The organism is Microbulbifer sp. GL-2 (assembly GCF_007183175.1).
GTDB lineage: Bacteria > Pseudomonadota > Gammaproteobacteria > Pseudomonadales > Cellvibrionaceae > Microbulbifer.
In genome coordinates, this window is record NZ_AP019807.1 from 1,035,771 (window position 1) to 1,061,079 (window position 25,309).

Annotated in this window: 22 protein-coding genes; 16 read left to right on the plus strand and 6 right to left on the minus strand. The window is 51.0% G+C overall.

Annotated elements, in window-relative coordinates:
- Positions 1–119: 119 nt before the first annotated feature.
- From rpe to GL2_RS04590, 3 genes are read right to left on the minus strand one after another with little or no spacing between them, the layout of a single operon-like run.
- Entirely contained in the window at positions 120–782 is a 663-nt protein-coding gene (rpe, locus tag GL2_RS04580) for a ribulose-phosphate 3-epimerase (RefSeq protein ID WP_143729494.1), read from the minus strand.
- Between the two features lie 19 nt (positions 783–801).
- Positions 802–1,509, minus strand: coding sequence for a nucleotidyltransferase family protein (locus GL2_RS04585; RefSeq protein ID WP_232053766.1), 708 nt, complete (start codon positions 1,507–1,509; stop codon positions 802–804).
- A gap of 38 nt (positions 1,510–1,547) precedes the next feature.
- On the minus strand, positions 1,548–2,579 hold the full coding sequence (locus GL2_RS04590; protein ID WP_143729495.1) for an aminoglycoside phosphotransferase family protein: 1,032 nt from the start codon (positions 2,577–2,579) through the stop codon (positions 1,548–1,550).
- 267 nt (positions 2,580–2,846) lie between these two features.
- On the opposite strand from GL2_RS04590, the gene GL2_RS04595 reads away from it, so the two are divergent.
- The 5 genes from GL2_RS04595 to GL2_RS04615 all read left to right on the plus strand — a co-directional run bounded on the left by GL2_RS04595 (position 2,847) and on the right by GL2_RS04615 (position 9,572).
- Positions 2,847–5,456, plus strand: a complete 2,610-nt coding sequence (locus GL2_RS04595; RefSeq protein ID WP_143729496.1) for an LPS-assembly protein LptD — start codon at positions 2,847–2,849, stop codon at positions 5,454–5,456.
- Positions 5,457–5,464: 8 nt separating this feature from the next.
- A complete protein-coding gene (locus GL2_RS04600; RefSeq protein WP_143729497.1) occupies positions 5,465–6,796 on the plus strand; it encodes a peptidylprolyl isomerase in 1,332 nt (443 codons plus the stop codon).
- Positions 6,797–6,877: 81 nt separating this feature from the next.
- Positions 6,878–7,855, plus strand: a complete 978-nt coding sequence (gene pdxA / locus GL2_RS04605) for a 4-hydroxythreonine-4-phosphate dehydrogenase PdxA (RefSeq protein WP_143729498.1) — start codon at positions 6,878–6,880, stop codon at positions 7,853–7,855.
- Between the two features lie 73 nt (positions 7,856–7,928).
- A complete protein-coding gene (gene rsmA / locus GL2_RS04610) occupies positions 7,929–8,726 on the plus strand; it encodes a 16S rRNA (adenine(1518)-N(6)/adenine(1519)-N(6))-dimethyltransferase RsmA (RefSeq protein WP_143729499.1) in 798 nt (265 codons plus the stop codon).
- A gap of 33 nt (positions 8,727–8,759) precedes the next feature.
- Positions 8,760–9,572 (plus strand): symmetrical bis(5'-nucleosyl)-tetraphosphatase, encoded by an 813-nt coding sequence (locus GL2_RS04615; RefSeq protein ID WP_143729500.1) that lies wholly within the window; start codon positions 8,760–8,762, stop codon positions 9,570–9,572.
- Positions 9,573–9,663: 91 nt separating this feature from the next.
- Here GL2_RS04615 and galE read toward each other — a convergent pair whose 3' ends face one another.
- On the minus strand, positions 9,664–10,692 hold the full coding sequence (galE, locus tag GL2_RS04620) for a UDP-glucose 4-epimerase GalE (protein ID WP_143729501.1): 1,029 nt from the start codon (positions 10,690–10,692) through the stop codon (positions 9,664–9,666).
- A 95-nt stretch (positions 10,693–10,787) separates the two neighbouring features.
- On the opposite strand from galE, the gene GL2_RS21430 reads away from it, so the two are divergent.
- From GL2_RS21430 to GL2_RS04635, 4 genes are all read left to right on the plus strand, one after another.
- A complete protein-coding gene (locus tag GL2_RS21430; RefSeq protein ID WP_172621059.1) occupies positions 10,788–10,949 on the plus strand; it encodes a hypothetical protein in 162 nt (53 codons plus the stop codon).
- A gap of 96 nt (positions 10,950–11,045) precedes the next feature.
- The gene (locus GL2_RS04625) at positions 11,046–12,968 is read left to right on the plus strand and encodes a PrkA family serine protein kinase (RefSeq protein WP_143729502.1); all 1,923 of its coding nucleotides are present in this window, start codon (positions 11,046–11,048) and stop codon (positions 12,966–12,968) included.
- Positions 12,969–13,098: 130 nt separating this feature from the next.
- The gene (locus GL2_RS04630) at positions 13,099–14,382 is read left to right on the plus strand and encodes a YeaH/YhbH family protein (protein ID WP_143729503.1); all 1,284 of its coding nucleotides are present in this window, start codon (positions 13,099–13,101) and stop codon (positions 14,380–14,382) included.
- Positions 14,376–15,965: a SpoVR family protein gene (locus GL2_RS04635; protein ID WP_143729504.1), complete on the plus strand. Its 1,590-nt coding sequence runs from the start codon at positions 14,376–14,378 to the stop codon at positions 15,963–15,965. Before GL2_RS04630 ends, GL2_RS04635 begins: the two co-directional genes overlap by 7 nt.
- Before the next feature lie 79 nt (positions 15,966–16,044).
- On the opposite strand, the gene GL2_RS04640 is transcribed toward GL2_RS04635, so the two are convergent.
- On the minus strand, positions 16,045–16,617 hold the full coding sequence (locus tag GL2_RS04640; protein WP_143729505.1) for a helix-turn-helix domain-containing protein: 573 nt from the start codon (positions 16,615–16,617) through the stop codon (positions 16,045–16,047).
- Between the two features lie 533 nt (positions 16,618–17,150).
- Between GL2_RS04640 and GL2_RS04645 the strand changes: the two genes are divergently transcribed.
- The 5 genes from GL2_RS04645 (at position 17,151) to GL2_RS04665 (ending at position 22,364) form a co-directional block, all read left to right on the plus strand.
- Positions 17,151–18,371 (plus strand): multifunctional CCA addition/repair protein, encoded by a 1,221-nt coding sequence (locus tag GL2_RS04645; RefSeq protein WP_143729506.1) that lies wholly within the window; start codon positions 17,151–17,153, stop codon positions 18,369–18,371.
- Positions 18,364–19,092 (plus strand): pteridine reductase, encoded by a 729-nt coding sequence (locus tag GL2_RS04650; protein ID WP_143729507.1) that lies wholly within the window; start codon positions 18,364–18,366, stop codon positions 19,090–19,092. Before GL2_RS04645 ends, GL2_RS04650 begins: the two co-directional genes overlap by 8 nt.
- A 76-nt stretch (positions 19,093–19,168) precedes the next feature.
- Complete coding sequence (locus GL2_RS04655; protein ID WP_143729508.1) at positions 19,169–19,864, plus strand: response regulator transcription factor; 696 nt, start codon at positions 19,169–19,171, stop codon at positions 19,862–19,864.
- Positions 19,848–21,095: a sensor histidine kinase KdpD gene (locus tag GL2_RS04660; RefSeq protein ID WP_143729509.1), complete on the plus strand. Its 1,248-nt coding sequence runs from the start codon at positions 19,848–19,850 to the stop codon at positions 21,093–21,095. Before GL2_RS04655 ends, GL2_RS04660 begins: the two co-directional genes overlap by 17 nt.
- Positions 21,096–21,305: 210 nt before the next feature.
- The gene (locus GL2_RS04665) at positions 21,306–22,364 is read left to right on the plus strand and encodes a type 1 glutamine amidotransferase domain-containing protein (protein ID WP_143729510.1); all 1,059 of its coding nucleotides are present in this window, start codon (positions 21,306–21,308) and stop codon (positions 22,362–22,364) included.
- 20 nt (positions 22,365–22,384) lie between these two features.
- On the opposite strand, the gene GL2_RS04670 is transcribed toward GL2_RS04665, so the two are convergent.
- Positions 22,385–22,846, minus strand: a complete 462-nt coding sequence (locus GL2_RS04670) for a helix-turn-helix domain-containing protein (RefSeq protein ID WP_108731589.1) — start codon at positions 22,844–22,846, stop codon at positions 22,385–22,387.
- A 148-nt stretch (positions 22,847–22,994) separates the two neighbouring features.
- On the opposite strand from GL2_RS04670, the gene GL2_RS04675 reads away from it, so the two are divergent.
- Positions 22,995–24,107: an NADH:flavin oxidoreductase gene (locus GL2_RS04675; RefSeq protein ID WP_143729511.1), complete on the plus strand. Its 1,113-nt coding sequence runs from the start codon at positions 22,995–22,997 to the stop codon at positions 24,105–24,107.
- A gap of 385 nt (positions 24,108–24,492) precedes the next feature.
- Positions 24,493–25,302 (plus strand): alpha/beta hydrolase, encoded by an 810-nt coding sequence (locus tag GL2_RS04680; RefSeq protein ID WP_172621060.1) that lies wholly within the window; start codon positions 24,493–24,495, stop codon positions 25,300–25,302.
- The last annotated feature ends 7 nt before the right edge of the window (positions 25,303–25,309 follow it).

The following is a 25,309-nucleotide window of genomic DNA, read 5'->3' on the forward strand; positions in this document are numbered from 1 at the left end:
GGCGCCATCGCCAGCTGGTTGTTGTGGGGACTGTGTGATTCACGGAAATTCCTCAGTGCAGGCGCACAAGTTTACAAATCCCGTATGCGGCGGGCAAGGGCTTGCCCGCCGGGTTTTTATCAGGACAAGCTCTTGCGCATTGCGCCGATTACTTCAGCGTAGTCCGGCGTGTTGAAGATTGCGGAACCCGCGACGAAAGTGTCAGCGCCAGCTGCGGCGATTTTCGCAATATTATCCCGGTTCACCCCCCCATCGATTTCCAAGCGGATATCGTAGCCGCTGCCATCGATCAATTGGCGCGCTTCACGCAATTTTTCAAGGGTGCCCGGAATAAATTTCTGGCCGCCAAAGCCCGGGTTGACAGACATCAACAGGATCATATCCAGCTTATCCATCACGTACTTGGCCGCATCAAGACTGGTAGCCGGGTTGAAGACCAGGCCTGCTTTACAGCCCAGGCTGCGAATCAGTTGCAGGGAGCGATCAGGGTGGCGGGAGGCCTCGGGATGGAATGTAATATAGGTGGCTCCCGCATCGGCGAACATACGGATCATATCGTCCACTGGTTCCACCATCAGGTGTACGTCAATTGGGGCTTCTACGCCATGCTTGCGCAGCGCCTGACATACCATCGGGCCAATGGTGAGGTTGGGTACATAGTGGTTATCCATCACATCGAAGTGCACCCAATCGGCCCCTGCAGCCAGTACATTGTCCACTTCCTCTCCAAGACGCGCGAAATCGGCGGAAAGAATAGATGGAGCAATTTTGTAATCAGACATCTCAATATCCTTCAGTAACTCAGTTTTCCGCGCTCAGGCGGCGGTGCAATCGATCCAGGCGCTCGGGAGTACCCACATCACACCAGTCTCCCCGGTATAGCTCCGCCTGCAATTTATCTTCATTAAAGGTAAATACCTCACCAAGGCCAAAACACTCTCGCATCTTGGGGTATTGGGTAAGCACTTCCGGGCGCAACCAACTAATCCCGGCAAAGGTGAAACGGGGCTTTGCAGTGCCTGATAACAGGCCAGCCTCAATAGCAAAGTCACCCTCTGGATTGTGTGGGGGATTGGGCACCATCAGCAGTCGTCCAGGACAGTCTTGGGGCAGCGGACGAGCCACCCAATCAGAGAGATCAAAATCACACCAGACATCCCCATTCACCACCAGGAACGGGGCCTCTCCCAAGAGCGGCATCGCATTGAGGATGCCTCCAGCAGTCTCGAGTGGCTTTTCTTCGTGCTCGACTGAATACTGGATATCCAGCCCCCAACGCTCTCCACTGCCCAGGTAGTCCTTGATCATATGGCCAAGATAGCCCAGGTTAATCACCACCCGCTGCACACCAATTCCTTGAAGGCGCAGCAAAGCATGTTCAATCAGGGGTTTCCCCGCCACGGAGAGCAGGGGCTTTGGAGTCTGATCCGTGAGTGGACGCATGCGACGCCCGAAGCCAGCGGCCAGGAGCATGGCTGTTGTTGGGGGAGTCTCTATAAGTTGAGTCATCAAATTAATCTATACAGTTTTCTTGCGGCTTGCCCGCGCTAGTCACCGGCACAGCGATAGTCGCTGTACCAGGCTTGCTGTTCGATCAATGGCAACAACTGGCTGCCAAACCAATCGCTAAAGGGCTTCAGCTCAGGGTAACGACCCGCTGTCTCTAGCACATAGCGAATGACAAGGGGCAAATTACCCAGGTAGCCTTGCTTACCATCGCGCAGCGACAGACGAGGAAACAGGCCAAGTACTTTAATATGGCGTTGCAGGCCCATCCAGTCGAACCAACGTAAGAACCTCTCAGGCTCCACAGGTTCCAACACCCCGGCAGCTTCCGCAGTGGCGGCATAGGCCAAAGCCCAGCGTTCCACCCGTTCTCGCGGCCAGCGTATATAACAGTCGCGCAAAAGCGAGGCCAGGTCGTAAGTGACCGGCCCCCAGACCGCATCCTGGAAATCAACGATCCCAGGCCGCTCCCCTCCGCGAATCATAAGGTTGCGGCTGTGATAATCCCGGTGAACAAGGGTTTGGGGCTGGCTCGCGGCATTATTCAACAGCAACTGGAAAGTCTCTTCCAATAACCGCGCTTCCATAGCTGGAAGCTGGTAGCCAAGTAATTTTCCCGCTAGCCATTCAGGCATAATACGCATCTCGGTCAGCAGCAGCTCTGAGTCATATTTTGGAAAAAGTGACTCTTTTCTGGGTATCTGCTGCAGGCATAGCAACTCGCTCATCACCTCCGCATAGAGACCTTCAACACTGTCGCTACTTAGCACACCAAATAACTGGGTATCACCAAGGTCCTCCAACAGCAGATAACCCTGGCCAGTATCTGCCGCAACCACCATCGGCGTATGGATACCATTGCGACGCAGGTAATCAGCAAGCGCCACAAAATGGGCAGGTTTGGTTTGCTGGGGCGGCGAGTCGACTGCGATTAGGCTGGGGTTGGTATCAGTGCGGAAATAACGCCTGAATCCCGCATCGCAGGTAAGGTCGGACAGCTCTGCGGAGAACGGCATTCCCAAAGCCCGCCCCACCCAGTGGGCTAGGCCTTCACGTCGCAGGTCATCAGTCACAGCACACCTTTCATCAATTCTATAACCTGTGGCTTTTTATTTTCCCCGTAGTTTCCCCGGAGCACTGGAACGCATTGTAACCTCGCCCAAGGTGGCGTCCAGCGACGACAACACAATTACCCTTACAATCGTACCAGTGGTGTGGCTATTAACCACTTCTACATTCAAGTAGAATCGGGCGAAGTTTTTTGCGCGCCCCGGCTGGATAGCTGTCGCACGCATCTACCGATAAAGAAACACTAAAGAATAGCCGGAACCTATCGATTGATGCTTGAAGTCCCCCGGTGGCGTCGCCTTGCGCTGGCGATCGCTAATCACTCCCAAGCCCGCACACTTGCCCTCGGCCTGATCGCCGCACAGCCCCTGTGGGCGCAGGCAAACCAATATGAAGTTGTTGAAGACCCAAATTACAATCCGTATTTGTACCTCGACTGGCTACCTCGCTCAGAGCTGACTCCAGAGGAGAGAGCCAGGATACCGGTTATTTGCTCGGGGGCTTTTGTCGCTCCTCCGCGGAACTACCCGGATGCAAACCTGTCTCCTGAAGACGCCCCCCTGCGTGCCACCGCCGAACAGTCCAAGATACTTGACGATGGCACCGCAGAGCTGGTTGGCAATGTACATATCACTCAAGGCTACCGCCAGCTATTTGCCGATCGAGTCGATCTCAATCAGCAGGAACATACCGCCTATCTAAGTGGCGCCGTCGAACTGCGCGAGCCCAGCCTGTTAGTTCGTGGAGCTTCAGCCGAAGTCCACACCGACAGTGAAACGGCCTCTATTGAAGATGCTACTTACGTCATTCACGATGAATATATCCATGGGGATGCGGCCTATGTAGCCCGCCAAACCAGTGGCGAACTCACTATTACGGACGGCACCTATACCCGCTGTGAGCCGGGGCGGGAGTTCTGGCAACTAACAGGTAGCGAAATCAATATTGATGAAGTGGAAAGCCAAGGCGTAGCCCGGAATGTACGCCTGGAAATCCTGGGTGTTCCAGTTTTCTACGCCCCCTATTTTCGTTTCCCGGTCGGCGATGCCCGCATGTCGGGATTCCTCTTTCCCTCAGTGAGTAACAGCGATAAAAACGGTTGGGACCTGGCCATTCCTTACTACTGGAATATCGCACCACAGATGGATGCGACCATCACCCCACGTTATATCCAGTACCGGGGCAATGGCCTGGAGGTGGAATTTCGCCATCTGAGCCCTGTATTTAATACCAGACTACGCCTAGCTGACCTGCCAAATGACAAGGGCGGCAACGATGATCTGTCCCGCAAACTTATCGACCGCGGCTTCCCCGAGGACCTGGTGCTACCCAACAAAGGCAAGGACCGCTGGCTGGTGAATCTTGACCAGGAAGGCGGCTACAGTGGCAGTATCTGGCGCACTGATATCGACTTTACAAAAGTCAGTGATGCGGACTATTTCCGAGATTTAAGCACAGCCAATCTGGGGATAAACGCAGAAACCAGTGTAAGCCAAGCAGCCCAAGGCAGCTTGAGCACAGAAAACTGGAGATTCACTTTACGCGCCCAGGACTATCAGGTGCTGCAAAACGATGCCTTTGACCAGTTCGCCCAACTTCCCCGCCTGGATGTGGACGGAAACTATCGCTGGGGAGATTGGCTGCTCTCTATGCAAAACGAAGCTGTAGCATGGAGACATCAGGATACCCAGACGATTACCTTCATCGCCGATACAGATGACCCTGACAGCGTAACCACACTTGAAAATAACTTCATTACTGCAGAAAGATTGCGTCTAGATTACGAACTTTATTGGGATAAACAGTGGCTATGGGGCTATTTCAAACCAGGCATCGCCGGCCGCTACTTGGGTTACCAAGTAAGTGATTTGTTTCTGCCCGAAGGAGCCAATGATACACCCGATGCAGCCGCCGCCCAGTTCACCCTAGATACGGGACTCTATTTTGAACGCGATAGCTTCATTTTTAACCGCGATTTTATCCACACCTTGGAGCCCCGCCTGTTTACGTTGATTAGTAGCAACGCCAATCAGGATGGCTTTTTCGATATCAGTGAAGATGAAATTTTTGACTATCAAGTCCCTGTCAATGCGAGAAGCAATAATCTGCTCTATGATACCTCACTATTTACCTTCAGTTACGACCAGCTTTTCCGCGACAGCCGTTTTGCAGGCAGTGACCGTATAGATGATGCAAGTCGAGTCGCTCTAGGTCTCACTACCCGATTCATTGATCCAATCAGTGGGCGAGACTTGTTCTCCGCCAGCATTGGCCAGGCCTATTATTCCAGCGACTCACAAATTGGGTTAACAGAGTTAATCGAGGAGACACCCCGCTCTGAACTCGCTGCCCGACTGGAGAGTCGCCCGATACAGTCCCTGCGTATCGGCAGTGAGTTTGTTTACGACGACACAGAGCACAATGTTAATCGAGGCAACTTCAGCCTGCGTTACTTTGACGAAGATGCCAGAATCTTCAACCTCAGCTATTACTATGAGCGAGATGACGCGTTGCTTTACCCCAAAGAGGAAGGCAATGATGACGACTCCTCTACCCGACAGCTCAACAGCTCTATGGTCCTGCCCATTACTGCCCACGCCTCTATAATGGCAGGCGCCGCCTATGATTTAACCCTGGATCGGGAACTGCAATACCTGGCAGGTATCGAATATGATGATTGCTGCTATCGTGCGCGCTTGGTATGGAGCCGCACCTTGGACAATGACTTGGCCGGGGTTGTCGCAGCTGAAGACTTGGAGTATGAGCAAGGTATCTTCCTTGAGGTGCAACTTAAAGGTCTGGCCGGGTTCGGATCGACCGTAACCCAGATGCTGACCAAGGGCATTGCAAACTTTGATCAGAGAGAAAAGCTGAAACCGTGATGAGAATAATGCAGAAATTTGCGCCGAAAATAAGCCTGTCATCCGTTCTGGCTGCCTGCGCCCTGATCGCCGGCACTGTTACAGCACAAGTGCAAACCCTGGACAGGGTGGTCGCTGTTGTGGATGAAGATGTGGTAATGGCCAGTGAGCTGTCCCAGCGCATGAACACCATCGCCAGCCAGATCCAGGCACAACAGGTTCAGGCACCCCCTATCGACGTTTTACGCCGCCAGGTTCTCGAGCAGCTGATTATCGAGCGACTGCAGCTACAGATGGCGTCCCGCGCAGGCGTGACAATCTCAGAATCCGAACTCGACCAGGCTATCGCACGGGTTCAACAAAATGCCAGTGTCAGCCCTGAAGAGTTTCGCCAACGCCTCCGCGCCGACGGTATGACCCTGAAAAGCTTCCGCCAGCAAATCCGCCAGGAGTTGATGATTCGCCGTGTAGAGCAAGGCAGTGTCAACCGTAGAATCCAAATTACCGACCAGGACATCGACAACTTCCTTCGCTCCAAAGAGGGCGAGTTCTGGAAGTCCCCGCAGTACGAGCTCGGCCATATCCTGATTCCAATCAGCTCCAGTGCTCCCGCCAGTGAAGTAACCCAAGCTCGTGAAAAAGCGGAGGAACTGGTACAACAAACTCGAGAAGGTGCCGATTTCCGCCGCCTGGCAATTGCCAACTCTGCGGGACAAAACGCCCTGGCCGGTGGTGACTTAGGCTGGCGCAAGACCGTGGAGCTGCCGACATTGTTTGCTGATGCCCTCAATGGCCTGAAGGTTGGGGATGTGACTGAACCTTTCCGCAGCGATGCGGGCTTCCACCTACTCAAGATTCACGCCCAGAAAGGGGCCAGTGAGCAATTGGTGGAACAGACCAAAGTCCGCCATATTCTACTCAAGCCCTCTGCCATACTCACTGACGATGAAGCCTACAATAAATTAATCGCTATGCGTGACGAGGCGATGACCAGTGACAATTTTGCCGAGCTGGCCAGGGAGAACTCAGAAGATATTGGCTCCATGCTTTCTGGGGGTGATCTCGGTTGGTCCATGCCCGGCCAGTTTGTGCCGGAGTTTACCCAGGCTATGGACACCACCAATATCGGTGAAATCAGCCTGCCGTTCCGTAGCCAGTTTGGTTGGCACATCTTGAAAGTAGAAAACCGGCGCAAGCAGGATATGACAGACCAATATATCCGCAACCAGGCCGCCAACCTGCTGCGCAACCGTCGTTACGAAGAGGAAAAGCAGAATTGGCGTCGTGAAATTCGTGACCAGGCCTATGTTGAAATCAAGCTTCAGGACGGAGACAAGGACCCGACCGAAGAAGAGCAGTAATAGGAATAGCCGCCCTTCGAGAATCCCAAAACCGGGCCCCAGAGCCCGGTTTTTTTATTGATCAGTCAAGTTGGCCTCAAAATGATACCGAGAATCGCTTTGACACCTGGTGAGCCCGCGGGTATTGGCCCGGAGTTAGTGGTTAAAGTCGCCCAGCAGGGTAGCAGCGCCCAAATAGTGGCCATCGCCGATCCCGCCTTGTTACACCAAGCCGCCGCTGCGTCACAGCTCCCCCTGAAACTACTCCCCTTTTCCCCTAGCTCAGCGTCATTAGCCACCCCACCCGGCTGTCTCTATATCGTTGAGGTTGCGATGGCTTGCGGAGCAAAAGCAGGTTATTTGGATACTGCTAATGCTCCCTATGTTTTGAATACCTTGGAGGCTGCAGCACAGGGGTGCCTGTCTGGAACATTTGACGCCCTGGTAACCGGCCCTGTGCATAAGGGGGTGATAAACGATGCAGGTATCCCCTTTAGCGGGCATACAGAGTTTTTTGCCGATCAGGCCGGCGTTGAGCGGGTTGTCATGATGCTCGCGGCAGAAGAACTTCGGGTAGCGCTTGTTACTACACACCTCCCCCTAAAAGAGGTCAGCGCCACCATCACGGAAAAGCGCCTGGAGCAGACCATTCAAATACTGCATGAAAGCTTGACTGACCAGTTCCAAATAGAGTCACCCCGTATAGGGGTATGTGGATTGAATCCCCACGCTGGTGAAGGGGGCCACCTGGGCCGGGAGGAAATTGAGGTGATAGAACCTTCCCTGAACAAGTTACGTGCGAAGGGTATACAGCTTATCGGCCCCCTGCCAGCCGACACGCTCTTCACCCCTCCCCAGCTGGCTCATTGTGATGCGGTACTGGCCATGTATCACGATCAGGGGTTACCGGTGTTAAAATTCAAAGGATTCGGCAAAGCCGTCAATATTACCTTAGGGCTTCCCTTTATTCGTACCTCTGTCGATCACGGTACAGCGCTGGATCTCGCAGGAACCGGCCATGCCAGCACTGGTAGCCTGGAAGCAGCCCTGACACAGGCTATTAAATTGGCACAGCGATAAGACACCCGGCAATGCTTACACAGCAGATACTCTCTGATCGCGCCTATCAACTGATTAAAAGATAGATTATTTAATGGACAGTTTTTTTCAACACAAGGCCCGCAAGCGCTTCGGCCAAAATTTTTTGGTTGATGAAAATATCATCGAACGCATAGTGCGTGCCGTGGCCCCCAAAGAATTTGACAAGCTCGTTGAAATTGGCCCTGGACAGGGAGCCATTACAGAGCTGCTCCTCCAACGCTGCCCGAGCCTCACCTCCGTTGAGCTGGACCGCGACTTGATCCCCCTACTGCAATTTAAATTCAGGGACTACCCTGATTTTAAAATTATTGAGCAGGATGCCCTCAAGTTTAACTTTGGAGAGTTTGCTGCGGAATCACCACTGCGTATCGTCGGCAATCTGCCTTACAACATTTCAACGCCGCTTCTTTTCCATCTACTCAGCTTTAAAGGCAAGGTGCAGGACATGCATTTTATGCTGCAAAAGGAAGTGGTCGATCGCCTGAGTGCTACTCCAGGTAACAAGTCCTTTGGACGCTTAAGTGTCATGGTTCAGTATCATTGTCGCGTACAGGGGCTATTTCCTGTCCCCCCGCAGTCTTTCCAGCCAGCCCCCAAGGTAGAGTCCGCAATTGTGCGACTTACCCCCTATGGAAAACTTCCGTTCCTTGCCGAGGATGAAAAACTACTGGAGCGAATCGTTAATGTAGCCTTTCAGCAGCGACGCAAGACATTGCGCAATGCGTTAAAGCCTCTGTTCCCTGAACTAGATATAAACCTACTACCCGTTGATGCCAGCCGCCGCCCGGAAACCCTCAGTGTGGAGGAGTTTGTCCAGTTGGCAAATTACTGCCATCACCTCGAACAGTAATAGAAATAATAAGCCGATTTAGGGGAGAGGAATTTGGCCACGTATGCCATCGGTGATATTCAGGGCTGCCTTGAGCCTCTTCAGCGGCTGCTCAAGAAAATTCAATTCCGCTTTGATCGTGATCAACTATGGCTCGCCGGAGACCTGGTTCATCGCGGTGACGACAGCCTGGGCACTCTGCGCTTTTTATATAAGCACCGCCACCAGGTCACCGCCGTTCTCGGCAACCACGACCTGCACCTCTTGGCACTAGCCCATGGGGCTAAACATCTCTCGGAGAAAGAAAATGACCTGGCCAGAATCCTTACGGCCAGGGATGCAGACCAGTTACTGAGTTGGCTTCAAGGCCTCCCCCTCCTGGTACATAAAGGGGGATACACTATGGTGCATGCAGGCATCCCCCCTATTTGGAATGTTACCAAGGCACAGGAGTTGGCTCGCGAAGTTGAGCATGCACTTGCTGACGAGGCTATGGCAAAAGCTTATTTTTTTGGGATGTATGGCAATGAACCCCACTGCTGGAACGACCACCTTATCGGTATTGAAAGGCTGCGCTCAATAACCAACTACTTCACACGTATGCGTTTCTGTAAAGCAGATGGTACACTCGACCTGGTCACCAAACGAGGCCCTCAAGCTGCCCATGCTGATTACAAACCCTGGTTCAGTTTTGCCAATAGAAAAACAAAAAATGACAAAATAATATTTGGCCACTGGGCCGCCCTGGAAGGTCGCGCAGACACAAAAAATATATATGCACTAGATACAGGATGTGTCTGGGGTGGTTATCTTACTGCACTGCGCTTGAATGATGAGGAATTTTTTTGTTTAGATTGCAGCCTGTAAGCAATTAATAGTTATTCCAATAAAATCACAAACATAGCTTAATTGGTCAATGTCAATATAGTTTTCCAATTAAGCTTTTTAGTGAGAGTGGTTATTCCCCAGTGTATCCTTTAGGATTCCGGGATTGCCAACGCCAGGCATCTTCAACCATTCGCGTTAGGTCATACGTCGCGCTCCAGCCTAGTTCTTTTTCTGCCAATGCCGGATCGGCATAGCACTCTGCAATATCCCCAGGCCTTCGCGGTACTATCTTATAAGGAATTTTTCTGCCACTAACCTTTTCAAAGGCATGCACAACCTCAAACACAGAACTTCCCTGCCCTGTACCCAGGTTATAGGTATAACACCCCTCTTTTGTTTCCTGTTTACCAAGTAACTTAAGGGCTGCCAAGTGTCCCAGGGCAAGGTCGACCACGTGAATATAATCCCGCACACCTGTTCCGTCGGCCGTCTCGTAGTCATCTCCAAAAATCTGCAAATAAGGGTGACACCCAACTGCGACCTGGGAAATAAATGGCAGTAAGTTATTCGGTATTCCGCGGGGAGCCTCACCAATTCTCCCACTCTTATGGGCACCAATAGGATTAAAATAGCGCAACAGGCTCACTTTCCATTGGCTTCTGGGAACTGCACAAATATCGCGTAAAATCTCTTCAACAATCAACTTGCTTGCGCCATAAGGGTTAGTAGCTCCGGTTGCGCAACTTTCCCTAATAGGAACAGTATCGGGATAACCATAGACCGTGGCAGACGAACTGAAGATCATTTGAAATACGCCAAACTCCTCCATCACCTCAATAAGAGCCAGGGTTCCGGCCACATTATTTTGATAGTAACGCAATGGCTGCTCAACAGATTCTCCCACTGCTTTCAAACCAGCAAAATGGATTACGGCTTCAATATCATGCTCATAGAAAATCTTACGAAGCCCCTCCTGATCACTAATGTCATAGTCATAAAATGGTAGTTTTTTCCCAGAAATAACCTCAACACGGTTTAGGGCTTCCTGGCTACTATTCAAAAAATTATCTACAACAATCGGTTGAAGGCCCGCCTCAAATAATTCCACGCACATATGACTGCCAATATAACCCGCTCCGCCAGTCACTAGAATCGCCATGATGGCTCCTTTGACCTTTGAGTACTTCAGAGAAAATATAAGTAAAACCTAAAACTGCCGTTCTATTCAACCATTCTGGGGGACATTACCATACCATGAGCAGACTGAAAGCTATGCTGGAAAAGCTGGGGACAATTCCGCGTGTCCCTTGGAAGAACAAGGATAGTAACGGCAATAATCAAAAGCGTTTAATGCCGGACTTATCTCAAACATGGCAACCGCTGCGCCACTGCCACATATTGACCAGCACAATGTGAACAGACGGTACAGCCTCAGAAACAACCAGTGCACTGATTCCAATTGATAAGCAGGACGCTGAGCTCTGCCTACTAGGCAACAGGGAGGTCAATACCATGACAATTTTCAACCATTACCTTGAAAGGTATGAGTCTATCCAGGATGAGGAACTCAGCATCCAGGAATATCTGGAGTTGTGTAAAACAGACCGCAGCGCCTATGCATCTCCCGCAGAGCGAATGCTTATGGCTATAGGCGAGGCCGAACTAATAGATACGTCTCGCGACCCTCGCTTGTCTCGAATTTTCTGTAACAAGGTCATTAAGCGCTATAAGGCATTCAATGAATTTTACGGTATGGAAGAGGCAATTGAACAAATTGTCTCATTCTTCCGCCATGCCGCTCAGGGACTGGAAGAGAAGAAACAAATCCTATACTTGCTCGGCCCTGTAGGAGGAGGGAAATCCTCTCTTGCAGAACGCTTAAAGGCCCTAATGGAACAAGTGCCAATTTATGCGATTAAAGGTTCACCGGTCTTTGAATCCCCCCTCAGCCTGTTCTCACCCGATGAGGATGGACGAATCCTGGAGGAGGACTATGGTATCGCCAGGCGATACGTCAATACGATCATGTCCCCTTGGGCAGTTAAACGCCTACATGAATTCAAGGGGGATATCAGTAAATTCCGTGTAGTTAAAATTCGACCTTCTATTTTGGATCAAGTCGCCATTTCAAAGACTGAGCCAGGGGATGAAAACAACCAGGACATATCCTCTCTGGTTGGCAAGATTGATATTCGAAAGCTGGAAGACTTTCCACAAAATGATCCTGACGCCTATAGTTTTTCTGGCAGTCTGTGTCGCGCTAACCAGGGGTTGATGGAATTTGTAGAAATGTTCAAAGCGCCAATTAAGGTGCTTCACCCCCTGCTTACAGCTACTCAAGAAGGTAACTACAATAGCACCGAAGGTCTGGGCTCCATACCGTTTAATGGCACCATCCTTGCCCACTCAAATGAATCCGAATGGCAGTCTTTCCGTAATAACCGGAATAATGAAGCTTTCCTGGACCGGATTTATATTGTCAAAGTCCCCTATTGCGTGCGAGTCCTGGAAGAAATCAAGATTTACCAAAAACTATTAGAAAACAGCTCACTTTCCAAAGCGCCATGTGCGCCGGACACCCTGCGTATGCTGGCACAATTTTCTGTGCTTTCCCGGATGAAAAATCCAGAAAACTCCAGTCTTTACTCGAAAATGCGCATTTATGATGGAGAGAATCTCAAGGATACAGACCCTAAGGCGAAGACCATTCAGGAGTATCGCGATAACGCAGGCGTTGATGAGGGCATGCATGGCCTTTCGACTCGGTTTTCTTTCAAAATTCTCTCCAAGGTCTTTAACTTTGATGCAACAGAGGTGGCAGCTAATCCGGTACACCTGCTCTACGTACTTGAACAGCAGATAGAGCAGGAACAATTCCCTCCCGAGATCCAAGAAAACTATCTTGGCTTTATCAAAGAGTATCTGGCGCCAAGATACGTGGAGTTTATAGGCAAAGAGATACAGACTGCCTACCTGGAATCCTATGCTGAGTACGGTCAAAACCTGTTTGACCGCTATGTCACCTATGCCGATTTCTGGATTCAGGACCAGGAATACCGCGATCCCGAAACCGGAGAAATACTCGATCGCGGTGCACTAAACGAAGAGCTGGAAAAAACGGAAAAACCTGCAGGAATATCCAACCCTAAAGATTTCCGTAATGAAATTGTCAACTTTGTATTACGTGCCCGGGCCAATAATCAGGGGAAAAATCCAGACTGGAGATCTTATGAGAAATTACGCGCAGTTATTGAGAAGAAGATGTTCTCTAATACCGAGGACCTCCTGCCGGTAATTTCCTTCAACACTAAAGCATCTGCAGATGACAAGCGTAAGCATGCGGACTTTGTTGCTCGCATGGTCGAGCGCGGCTATACCGAAAAACAGGTTCGTCTATTGTCTGAGTGGTACCTGAGAGTTCGCAAATCGCAGTGACCCTACAGTAAGAGCAGGGTTCACTTCATTGAGAGACCCCTGCTATGCACGTATCCAGCTGGTAGAGCATGTCTGAATAGTTTCTGGGGAGATTTTATCCAAAGACACTATTCGGACCAAGGGCAGAAATATGAGCTATATCATCGACCGTCGCCTAAACGGAAAGAAGAAAAGTACGGTTAACCGCCAACGTTTCTTAAGGCGTTACAAGGCCCATATAAAGAAAGCTGTTGGTGACGCCATGAACAGCCGCTCCATCATGGATATGGATAAAGGCGAGCGTATCAGTATTCCCACCAGGGATATTAGCGAGCCTCTATTCTCTCACGGTGCCGGCGGTCACGTGGAGCGCGTCCTCCCAGGCAACAAGGAGTTTACCACCGGCGATCGAATTCCACGTCAAAACCAGAAAGGTGGGGATGGGGGCGGTGGTGGTGCCAGTGATAGCGGCGAAGGTGTGGATGAGTTTGTTTTCCAGATCTCCCAGGAGGAGTTTCTCGACTTTATGTTTGAAGGGCTGCAGCTGCCCAATATGATCAAACGTCGATTAGCCGGCAATGAATCCTTCCAGGTAGTCCGCGCCGGTATCAGCAATGAAGGTACTCCCGGCCGACTTAATGTCATCCGCTCCCTCAGGGCTGCCCACGCCCGCCGTATCGCACTGACCAGCAATAAAAGGCGCAACCTGCGAGATTTAGAGCAGTCACTGGAAATAGAGGAAGGAAAAGAATCCGTTCTGCGGGACCAGCGCAAAATTGAAGCGCTTAATAATGAAATTAACGAGTTACGCAAACGTATTAGTCGGGTGCCATTCCTTGATGACTTCGACCTTAAATACAACCTGTTGATTCGCCAGCCAAAACCGCGCTCCCGAGCTGTCATGTTCTGCTTAATGGACGTTTCCGGCTCCATGAATCAGGCCACCAAGGATATGGCCAAGCGATTCTTCTTACTGCTTTATCTTTTCCTCCAGCGCAGCTATGAATACACCGAAGTGGTGTTTATACGCCATCACACCAGCGCCAAAGAAGTAGATGAAGAGGAATTTTTTTATTCGCGTGAGACCGGAGGCACGATTGTCTCCAGTGCATTAAAACTGATGCGGCGAATCATGCGTGAGCGTTACCCAGAAAGCGAGTGGAATATTTATGGTGCCCAGGCTTCAGATGGAGACAATTGGAATGATGACTCCAGTACCTGCCATAGAATCCTGATCGACGACATCATGCCCCATGTACAGTACTACTCCTATGTAGAGATTACCCCTCGCGATCACCAGGCGCTCTGGGAGGAGTACGAAAGTGTGCGCACACTGTTCCCACACCACTTTGCCATGGAACAGATTGTCGATGTCCAAGATATCTACCCAGTCTTCCGCCAGCTGTTCAGCCAGAAGGTAACCGCTCGATGCTAGACACATTTACCAGTGGCAGCGACTCACAGAAATCTGATTCACAAGGGCCTATCTCAACCACTTCTGAGTGGACGTTTGAGTTGATCCAGGAGTATGACCGCGCGATTAGTGCGCTGGCAGAAGAGTTTGGCCTCGATACTTACCCCAACCAGATCGAGGTAATCAGCTCTGAGCAGATGATGGATGCCTACTCTTCGGTTGGCATGCCAGTTGGGTATAATCACTGGTCCTTCGGCAAACAATTTATCAGCGTCGAAAACAATTACCAGCGCGGCTTGATGGGGCTCGCCTACGAAATCGTTATCAATTCCAACCCCTGTATTGCCTATCTCATGGAAGAGAACACCATGACGATGCAGGCACTCGTTATTGCACATGCGTCTTATGGGCACAACTCTTTCTTTAAGGGAAATTATCTGTTCCGGTCCTGGACTGATGCCGGCAGCATTATCGACTACCTGATTTTTGCCAAGAACTATATTTCACGCTGCGAAGAGCGCCATGGCCTCGATGAAGTTGAGGCAATAATGGACTCCTGCCACGCCCTGATGAATTACGGTGTCGACCGATACAAGAGACCATACCCCATCTCCGCGGTTGAGGAGGAGCGCCAACAACAGGAACGCGAAGAATACCGGCAACGACAGCTCAATGACCTGTGGAGGACCATTCCCAAGCTGGGCGAAGGTACAGAGGAAGCCCAGGAGGAACGTTTTCCCAAAGAGCCCCAGGAAAATATTCTTTACTTTATTGAAAAAAATGCGCCACTACTGGAAAACTGGCAACGGGAACTGGTGCGCATTGTTCGCAAACTGGCCCAGTATTTTTATCCACAGCGTCAGACCCAGGTAATGAATGAAGGCTGGGCCACCTTCTGGCACTACACTTTACTGACAGAGCTGTATGGGCGAGGTCGGGTCACCGAAGGCTTCATGATGGAGTTCCTGCAAAGCCATACCAATGTGATCTATCAGCCTGGTTTTGACAGCCCACATTACAATGGCATTAACCCCTATACTCTGGGTTTCAGTATTTTCAGTGACCTAAGGCGAATCTGCGAAAGTCCCACCGACGAGGACCGCCGCTGGTTTCCTGATATTGCAGGGAGTAACTGGCGGGAAACGCTGCAGTTTGCAATGCGCGACTTTAAAGATGAGAGCTTTATCCTGCAATTCCTCTCACCAAAAGTGATGCGCGATATGAAGCTCTTTTGTATCAGTGACAATGACAAGGAAAATGAAATCATTGTGAGCGCTATTCACGATGATAGCGGCTATCGGCAATTGAGAGAAAACCTGGCCGGGCAGTACAACCTCGGTAACCGTGAACCCAATATTCAAGTATTCTCAGTAGATACTCGTGGAGATCGCTCGCTGACACTGCATCACACCCAGTATCGACGCCGTCCTTTGGGTAAGGAGACCACTGAAGTACTTAAGCACTTGCACAGACTATGGGGCTTTGACGTGCATCTACACAGCCTTAATAGTGATGAAGTGACGGCAAGCTTCCACTGCCCAGAACAGGGACGCGATCGCCAAGAGGGAGAAGAGGAATCCATGTTGATCCCGAAACCCATTTGAACTTCGGCGTGGGAGCTGCCATTCGGCAGATCCCGCACAGAAGGGGTAAGAAAGTAAGCCAGCGCCAGCCTGAAAAGTCTTAGTCGTCAGCTTCCAGCAACAACTTCGCTTTTGCCGCCAACTCCCCGCGTTCTTCACGATGCGCCAACAGGGCATCAGCACCCGCATCCAGCCAGCGAGCCTTATCGAGATCATCCTCAGAAGGCACGACCAGAATGCGCAGGTTTGCGTACTCACTGCGGGATCTCAAGTAGTCCAGAACCTGGAACCCACCATCTCCCACAAGGCTCGCATCAATCACCAGCAGTGCCGGTTTTGCATTGGCCAGCAAAATACCGGCGGAAAAGCTATCACCAGCTATCTCTATCTCGCAGCCAATGCTTTTCAGCGTTTGAATTCCCGCAGAAGTCAGCTCCGGGTCTGTGGTTACCAACAGTACCTTGCGGCTGGGCACTGCCAGATCGTTTGGTACCGGCATGGAGTTATCGCGCAGGAACCCAACGAAGTCCTCCACACAGATACGATGGTCACCACGACCTGGAAGTTTGTAAGCCTTGAGTTGTCCGCGCTCTATCCAGCGAATCACCGTACGAAAGTTGACGCCGCAGTATCTGGCTGCCTCGCCGGTGGTTAGCACATGTAGTTCGCTCATATTATTTTCTCCCCAACAACTGCGATCCTTGACGGCCAGGTCAACCTCTCACACCTGGACTCCATCCCCCGAAGCCAGGCGCGAAATTATCCTGTCCAATAGAACCGCCCCTATAAATTATGCTGTTTAATGCTGCAAAACCAGCCCGAAATCCGGTCCATGTAATTTATTAACGAACAGCGGTACAACCCCCTCAAAAAATACTAAAAGATATAGTTGACAGGTATGACAGGTCTCATAGAATAACCTTAGATTTCGCGACATTGATGTGTCGCCTGATCCTCTCCAGTGGGGTGGCCGGTAAGTCAAATACCCCACTATTGGCAATTAGATGTTTGCTAAGCGAATACCCTAAGACCCTGGGCCCCCTTGTTTTTTCGGGGCCTTTTTTTTATCTTGCCGAACTCTAAAACCCTCCTTCCTTAAAATTTCTGCCCGATTCCCTGGTAAGTGGGCAGCGCCGGAACCAATGGATTTATGGCAGTGCAACCCTTCACCGGGAAACCGGTTTCTCCAGCCCCGGAGCAATTCCTTTGAAGATCTATCTTGTCGGTGGCGCAGTACGCGACAAATTACTCAACCGCCCGGTTACTGAGCATGATTGGGTTGTAGTTGGAGCCAACTCAGAACACATGCTAGACATGGGATATAGTCCAGTAGGAAAGGATTTTCCGGTTTTCCTGCACCCTGAAACCGGGGAGGAATATGCCCTTGCCCGCACTGAGCGTAAGAGTGGGCACGGCTACGGCGGTTTTTCCGTTGATGCCGATGCCAGCATTACCCTTGAAGAGGACCTGCTACGTCGCGACCTCACTATCAACGCGATAGCCGAGTCGAAGGACGGTACCCTGATTGACCCCTACGGGGGACAAGCTGATTTACACGCTCGCCTGCTACGCCATGTTTCCCCCGCATTCGCAGAGGACCCTCTGCGCATCCTGCGGGTGGCCCGCTTTGCAGCGCGTTACCACCATCTGGGATTTACTGTTGCAGCGGAGACTATGGCGCTCATGCGTCAGATGGTTGAGGCCGGTGAGGTGGAATACCTGGTGGCAGAACGAATCTGGAAAGAAGTTAGCCGTGCCCTTATTGAACCAGCCCCCGATACCTTTATCCAGGTACTGCGAGAATGTGGGGCCCTGGCGATTCTTTTACCTGAATTGGAGCAGTTATTCGGCGTACCTCAGCCCCCCAAACACCACCCTGAAGTAGATACTGGCGAGCATGTATTAATGGCATTGCGCTCAGCCTGCGCAGAGCTGCCAGTGCGCTTTGCTGTCTTGCTACACGACCTGGGCAAGGGATTAACACCAGAGGAGATTTTGCCCAGCCACCACGGTCACGAGTCCGCCGGTGTCCCCTTGGTGCGTGCAGTCTGTGAGCGCTGGCGTACACCAAAAGAGCTGACTGCACTGGCTGTCGGGGTCTGTGAATATCACCTGCACTGCCACAGGGCCTTCGAATTGCGCCCACAGACCATTATGAAAATGATCCGCAGTCTGGATGCCTTGCGACGCCCCGAGCGGTTTGAGAAGTTCCTGTGCGCCTGTGAGGCGGATGCCCGCGGCCGCCTGGGGCTTGAAAACCGGAAATATCCACAAGCTGACTTCCTGCGTGCGGCCCGCGAAGTGGCAGCTGCAGTGACTGCCGAAGCGCTAATCAAGCAGGGCTACCAGGGGGCCAAGCTGGGACAGGCACTGGATCGAGAGCGTATTAAAGCGATCGCCATAATAAAGGATAACTACAGTGCGTAATGTGTTGATTACCGGCGCTGCCGCACGATTGGGCCGCGCCATTGCCGAAGAGCTGCATAAAGACCACCGGGTGGTTATTCACTACCGCAACTCGGCGGATGCCGCTCGCGCCCTCGCAAAAGAACTGAACAAACTCCGCCCCAATTCCGCTGTGGTATTACACAGTGGACTGGATAGTGCCGAAGCCTGCTCGGCGCTCGCCCGGCGTGCTCAGGAAGTATGGGGCGGTATTGATGCCCTGGTGAACAACGCCTCAGCCTTCCACCCCACTCCCGTGGGAAAAGCCACAGAGGAAGATTGGGACCGCCTGATAGACAGTAATCTCAAAGCGCCCTTCTTTCTCAGCCAAGCGCTACATGAAAGCCTCAGCCAGCGACTTGGCTGTATTGTGAATATGGCAGATATCCACGCCGAGCGCCCAATGCCCGAGCACTCCATTTACTGCACCGCCAAAGCTGGCCTGGTAATGCTGACAAAAAGCCTCGCGCTGGAGCTATCGCCCCAGGTTCGGGTCAATGCAGTCGCCCCCGGTGCCATTCTTTGGCCAGAACAAGAGGCGACTAACGAAGCCAAGAAAGTACAAATTACCCAGCGCATTCCTTTGGCCCGAACCGGTGACCCTAGCGATATCGCCAAAACCGTGCGCTTCCTGGTCTGTGACGCCCCCTATATCAACGGCCAGGTTATTGCCGTTGACGGCGGCCGCAACCTCAATATCTAGAGCGGGGCTTCACTTCAATTTCACCGGCACTCTGTCAGAATGTTTGGCAACTTACTCTGTCACAAGAGGTTTGCCGGTGCCCTCACTGAAGATATTGTTGATTGAAGATAACCCCACTATCGCACGCCAGCTTGCCGAATTCCTACATGCTGAGGGCTGGCAGATAGATTATGCTCACCGGGGTCGCCAGGGCTTACAGCTGGCCCTGGAACAAATCTTCGACCTGGTCATTCTCGACCTGGGTCTGCCGGATATGGATGGCCTGGAGGTCTGTGAAAAGATCAAGGCACAAGCGCCAGTTAACATGCCAATTCTGATGTTAACTGCCCGCGATGCTATCGCAGATAAAGAGCTCGGATTTGGTATCGGTGCCGATGACTACTTATGTAAACCCTTTGAGCCAAGGGAACTGATACTGAGATGCCGCGCCCTGGCACGCAGGCACCAGCTACATACCAGTGAAGAAATTAAGGTCGGTGATTTACAGATAAACCAGCGCCAGCAAACCGCCTACCGGGATAAACAACCTCTGCCCCTGACAACTATCGGTTTTCGCATTCTCACTATGCTCGCCCAGGCGTCACCAGCACCAGTAAGTCGCTCGGCAATAATCCACCATATTTGGGGTGACAAACCCCCGGAAACAGACGCCTTAAAATCCCACATTTATAGTCTTCGCCAAACACTGGATAAGCCTTTCCAGGTTCCAATGTTGAAAACCATCACCAACCTCGGTTATCAGTTGGAAATTCCCAATGCGCGAAACCAGTAATTTACAGAGGAAGGTCTTCGCTATTTTTGGCAGTTTTACCCTGCTGCTATGCTTGGTGTTTTTTGCCATTTGCATGATGGTGGCCTATGTAGTTGAAGACCATTTACTCGATAACTTATTGGCCGGGGAGGTCCGCTACCTCGAACAGCAGGCAAAACTGGCTAAAGCAATCCCAGAGCCACGCCTACCGTATTTAACGCTATACACTGAAAGCAAAGTTATTCCGACCGAACTGCGCACTGCCCTACCAAGCCATGCAGAAAAAGCTGAATGGTTTAGTGATACGGAACATCACTTCCATCTACGCAGAGTACATTTTCCGGACAATAACTCCGTAGTTCTCGTGGCTGAAGTCAGTGAATTACTCACTGTTACGAGGCAATCCTCACAACTTCTCTGGCTCTTTGCCAGTGCCTGTATCTTGACCCTACTCTTAGCCCTCTACTGTGCTTTTCGCATTTCCCGTAAAACCATCGCACCTGTAGTAACCCTGGCTAAAGCGGTTAAGCAGCAGAGAAACTGCAATTCTCAAATTTCCCTGCCCTATAACAATGAACAAGATGAAATCGGTTATCTCGCAAGCACGTTGCAAGATACACTTAACCAACTCAAGCTAACATTGCGCAGGGAAACTGAATTTACCAGGGATACAAGCCATGAATTGCGCACCGGGCTAACCATCCTGAAAAGCACACTGGCTCTCAGTCGAAATCGGGAAATGACTAAAGCTGAGAAAAATGAGCTATTAGAAACTGTTACCGGTATGGAAAAAACCGTTAAGACACTATTAGCCCTCGCCCGCTCTGAGTCTCTACAGTCGGAAGACATCCCTTTGCGCGCTTTACTAGAGGAACGTCTTTTAGCTCAACACCAGCTAATTGTACAAAAGAATTTTAATGTTGATTTAAAGTTAGGGCACAAAGTCAGAGTCCTGGCCAACCGACACCTGGTAAGTCTGCTATTCGACAACTTAATCAGCAATGCATTACAGCACGCTACCAGCCCTGAGTTGGTTATTACCTATAAGGGGGACACACTATTTTTTGAGAACGCCACAGACAACCAATTAGATCTAGAAACCTCCCTCTTACCCGGCCAAAAGAGGGAAGGCAGTGACGGTATTGGTCAAGGCCTTTTCCTGGCCAAGAGAATCTGTGAAGCCTTAAACTGGATCATCTCTATCCAATGTCGAAACAATATTTATCAGTGCGCTCTGTCTTTTACACAGTAGCTTGCTAAGGTTCATATTTTTACCGCTAGAACATACTGCGCTCAAGACACACAGTGAATCGGCGCCCATGCCTTATACGATTTCGAGCGCAGTTTATTCTTTCTTCCTATTTCGCAATTACAATCTCACCTGAATTTCACCTTCCATCCCTTATTCTCCTACGAACTCACTAGAAATTTTCCGTCTGCAACTGCAATTTTGGAGATTAATATGTTGAAGAAAATTGTTATTTCCCTGGCACTGACTCTGTCCGTATTTTTTGCTTTTATTATTTGGGTTAAGGGCCTAACCCCACCCCAAGAGCAGGATTTTTCCACTACGACAGTAAGTGACCTGCCGTATTTACAACAATTACCCAGGGAAAGCCGAGGAAAAATCTTAGCTGTTGTCACCAGTACTGAAACGATGGGAGATAGTGGCAAGGCAACTGGTTATGAATTAACTGAACTGGCACGCCCCTATTACATCTTTTCAGCCAACGGATTTATTGTCGATATTGCCAGTCCCAAAGGCGGCAAACCGCCTGCGGTAATCGATAAAGATGATCTGGGGCCTTTCGACTATGCCTTTCTCAATGACCCGGAGGCACAACAAAAGGTCAACAACAGTATTCCTATCGATCAGGTATCAGCAGAGGATTATCAGGCAGTATTTTTTGTCGGTGGTAAAGGCACCATGTTCGATTTCCCCGACAATCCCCATATCCAGTCCCTGGTGCGGGAAATCTATAACAGCGGCAAAATTATCGGAGCGGTATGCCACGGGCCAGCAGCCCTTGCCAATGTCACCCTGGATAATGGCAAGCCCTTAATCGCCGATCGGCAGATCAGTGCTTTTACTAACGAAGAGGAGCTTTTTCTTATCCCTGACGCCGAGCAACGATTTCCATTCCTGCTTGAGGATCGCTTACGTGAGCAAGGCGCGTTTTTTCAGGCTGGGCCCACTTACCTGGAGCAAGTCAGCGTGGATGGCCAGCTTATTACCGGGCAAAACCCCTGGTCCACCTGGCTGGCGGCTGAGAGTATGGTAAGGGGGATGGGGTATACCCCAGTTCCTCGTCAAGTCACCCCGGCGGAGCAGACTGTCAAATTACTACTCACTTATGAGCAGCACGGCTTTACCAAGGCCGCAGAGAAATTACAAAAGCTTCAGGAGGAAGGGGAAATAGACCAGCGCTTACTGGCCATGCACGGCGTTGTCTCTTTTATGCGCTGGGAACCCAGCAAGACCCTGGACATTATCAGGCTGCTATCCAAGAATCAGGGCTAACAAAACCGAAGAAAAGCTTCCTAGCCAGCCTGCTCTAGGGGCTGGCCATTTTCATCCACAAATAATACATCGCGGATGCTGAGTTTTTGTCCCTGGGCATTCTGCACAGCCACTTCGGAGATAGGCTCGCCACTGTTTTTATCGACCAGGTGCATCCCATCTTTATTGCCGTTCCAGCGTAGATTCCACTGGCGCAGGGCGATTACCACCGTAAACAGGTCCCGGCCTTTTTCCGTTAAGCGGTACTCGTAGCGAGTGCCGTGCTCACCCGCATCAAAGCGCACCAACACCTCGTTTTCCACCAAGCGGGACAACCGATCCACAAGGATATTCTTGGCGATTCCAAGGTTTCTTTGGAAATCCACAAAACGGCGGGTACCCAGCATCGCCTGCTTAATTATCAGCAGCGACCACCAGTCCCCCACCTCATTCAGGGCGCAGGCCAGGGAGCAATCAAGATCATCAAAGCGTTTACGTGACATACCCCCAGTATACCGGCAAAAGAGTTGCAATACGAAACCAGATATTGAACTCAGCCTTAAAATAAGGTCTTATAACGCAACCGTTTTAGTTGTGACCTAGTGGGACCAGTAAGTCCCAGTGTTGAATCGAGCAATTCAGGAGAGAAATATGAGTGGTTCCCTGGACAGCCTGCTGCGTCCTTTCGAGCATAAATCCCTAAAGCTGCGCAACCGGGTCGCCATGGCCCCCATGACCCGCACCATGTCACCGGGCTATGCCGCCCATGACCAAGTGGCCGGCTACTACCGCCGCCGAGCTGAAGGTGAAGTGGGACTGATTATTACCGAAGGCACTTTCGTTAATCATAAAGCCGCCAACGGCTACGAGAATGTACCGGCAATCTACGGTGAAGCCGCTCTCGCCGGCTGGAAAAAGGTAGTAGACGAAGTACACGCTGCCGGTGGCCAGATTATCCCGCAGTTATGGCACGTAGGCTCCGTGCGCAAAGAGGGCATAGGCCCGGATAAATCAGTGCCAGGCTACTCTCCCTCAGGCCTGTTCAAACCTGGCAAGCCCAATGGCCAGGCGATGAACAAAGAGGATATCCAGGAAGTTGTACAAGCTTTTGCTGAAGCGGCGAAAGCAGCCAAGGAAATTGGGTTCGACGGTGTAGAGATTCACGGCGCCCACGGTTACCTGATCGACCAGTTCTTCTGGGAGGGCACCAACCAACGGGATGACGAATACGGCGGCTCCATAGAAAACCGCACCCGCTTTGCTGTGGAAATTTTAAAAGCGGTGCGTGAAGCCGTGGGAGAAGGCTTTGCCATAGTACTGCGCTACTCCCAGTGGAAACAGCAAGACTACGACGCCAAGTTGGCGCAAAACCCCGAAGAGCTAAGACGCTTCCTGACACCGCTGGTTGAAGCCGGAGTGGATATATTTCACGCTTCAACCCGACGTTTCTGGGTGCCGGAGTTCGAGGGCTCTGATCTTAACCTGGCAGGCTGGACCAAGGAACTGACTGGCAAACCGGTAATTTCTGTAGGCAGTGTCGGCCTCGACGATGATTTTATCGGCGGTAATAACCAAGGCATGGGTGGTACCGCCAATCCAACCGATCTGGGTGAACTGACCCGCCGCATGAACAACCAGGAGTTCGACCTGATCGCTGTTGGCCGTGCACTGTTACAAGACCCCAACTGGCTGGTCAAAGTGCGTGAGAACCGCGCCGAGGAAATCACGCCATTTACCAAGGAATCGCTGATGAGCCTCAGTTAAGGGCCAACGCAACAGAAAGCAGCCCTACCCGGCTGCTTTCTGTTAGCAATTACTACTGGGGCGGAAGGAAAGAATACACCGCACTCGAGACACGCCGTGAATACATCCTTGTAAGCTCCTAATCGGCATCCATGCCTCATAGGGTCCCGAGCGCGGTGCATTCTTTCCTTCTCCCTTTTTAGTATTTGTGCCGAAAATCATCACCTCTCCCCAACCTCACCCAAATTTTACCTGCCCTTGCTTAACCTCTCCCCCATAAATACTGGAGATCGGTTTTACGCAAAGGACATCCACCAAAATTATTAAAGCGCTACTCCTTGGCATTTTGGCTGTCGCCTCAATGGCTCTCTACTGGTACCTCTTTATTGCGCTGAAGGAGGAACCCATGAGTTATGAAGAGATTGTTTCTTCCTACAACTACCAGGCTCCGCAGAATATTGATTTTTACCTAACACCGCTTGGCAACAGGCAGTTCAGCTTCTCTTTTACAAGTTTTGACGGCGACAGGGTAAATGGGCAAATTCGTTATCCCCAGACTGAAAAACCCAGCTATCCGGTTTTGTTGGGTATTTCCGCAATGGGAAGAAGCCACGAACGCTGGTGGTGGGACTCCTACAAAGGGCGCCCGACAATCACCCAGGTCAATAAAATTACCGATATTGCCAACAGTAAAGGCTATGCGGTTATCGCCATTGATGCACGATATCACGGCAGTCGCAAAGACCCGGAACTGCCCCTAAGCAGCATCATGAAAAAATTGCACTACTTTGGCGATAAAACCGCCTACGGGAATATGATTCGCAAAACCGTACTGGATTATCGGGTTTTGATCGACTGGATTTCAACGCAGCCCCAGCTCGATAAAACCAATATCAATCTCGCCGGTTACAGTATGGGAGCGCAAATCGTACTGCTACTCAGCGCACTGGAAGAGAATATTCAAAAAGTAATCAGTATGGTGCCACCTTATCTCGATAATAAAGTTGCCGCAGTAGCGCTGATAAACCTGGTCGCCCATAGCCGGGCAAAGGAACTTCTGCTAATCACCGCCGATAGCGATGAATATGCAACAGAAGAACAAAACAGAGAGCTGTTTGAACTTATAAATGCAAACAGTAAACGGCATAGGATCTTCGCCGGGAACCATATTTTGCCAGCTGGCTATATTGATACTGTTGCCGGATGGCTCCAGTAGATGAAAG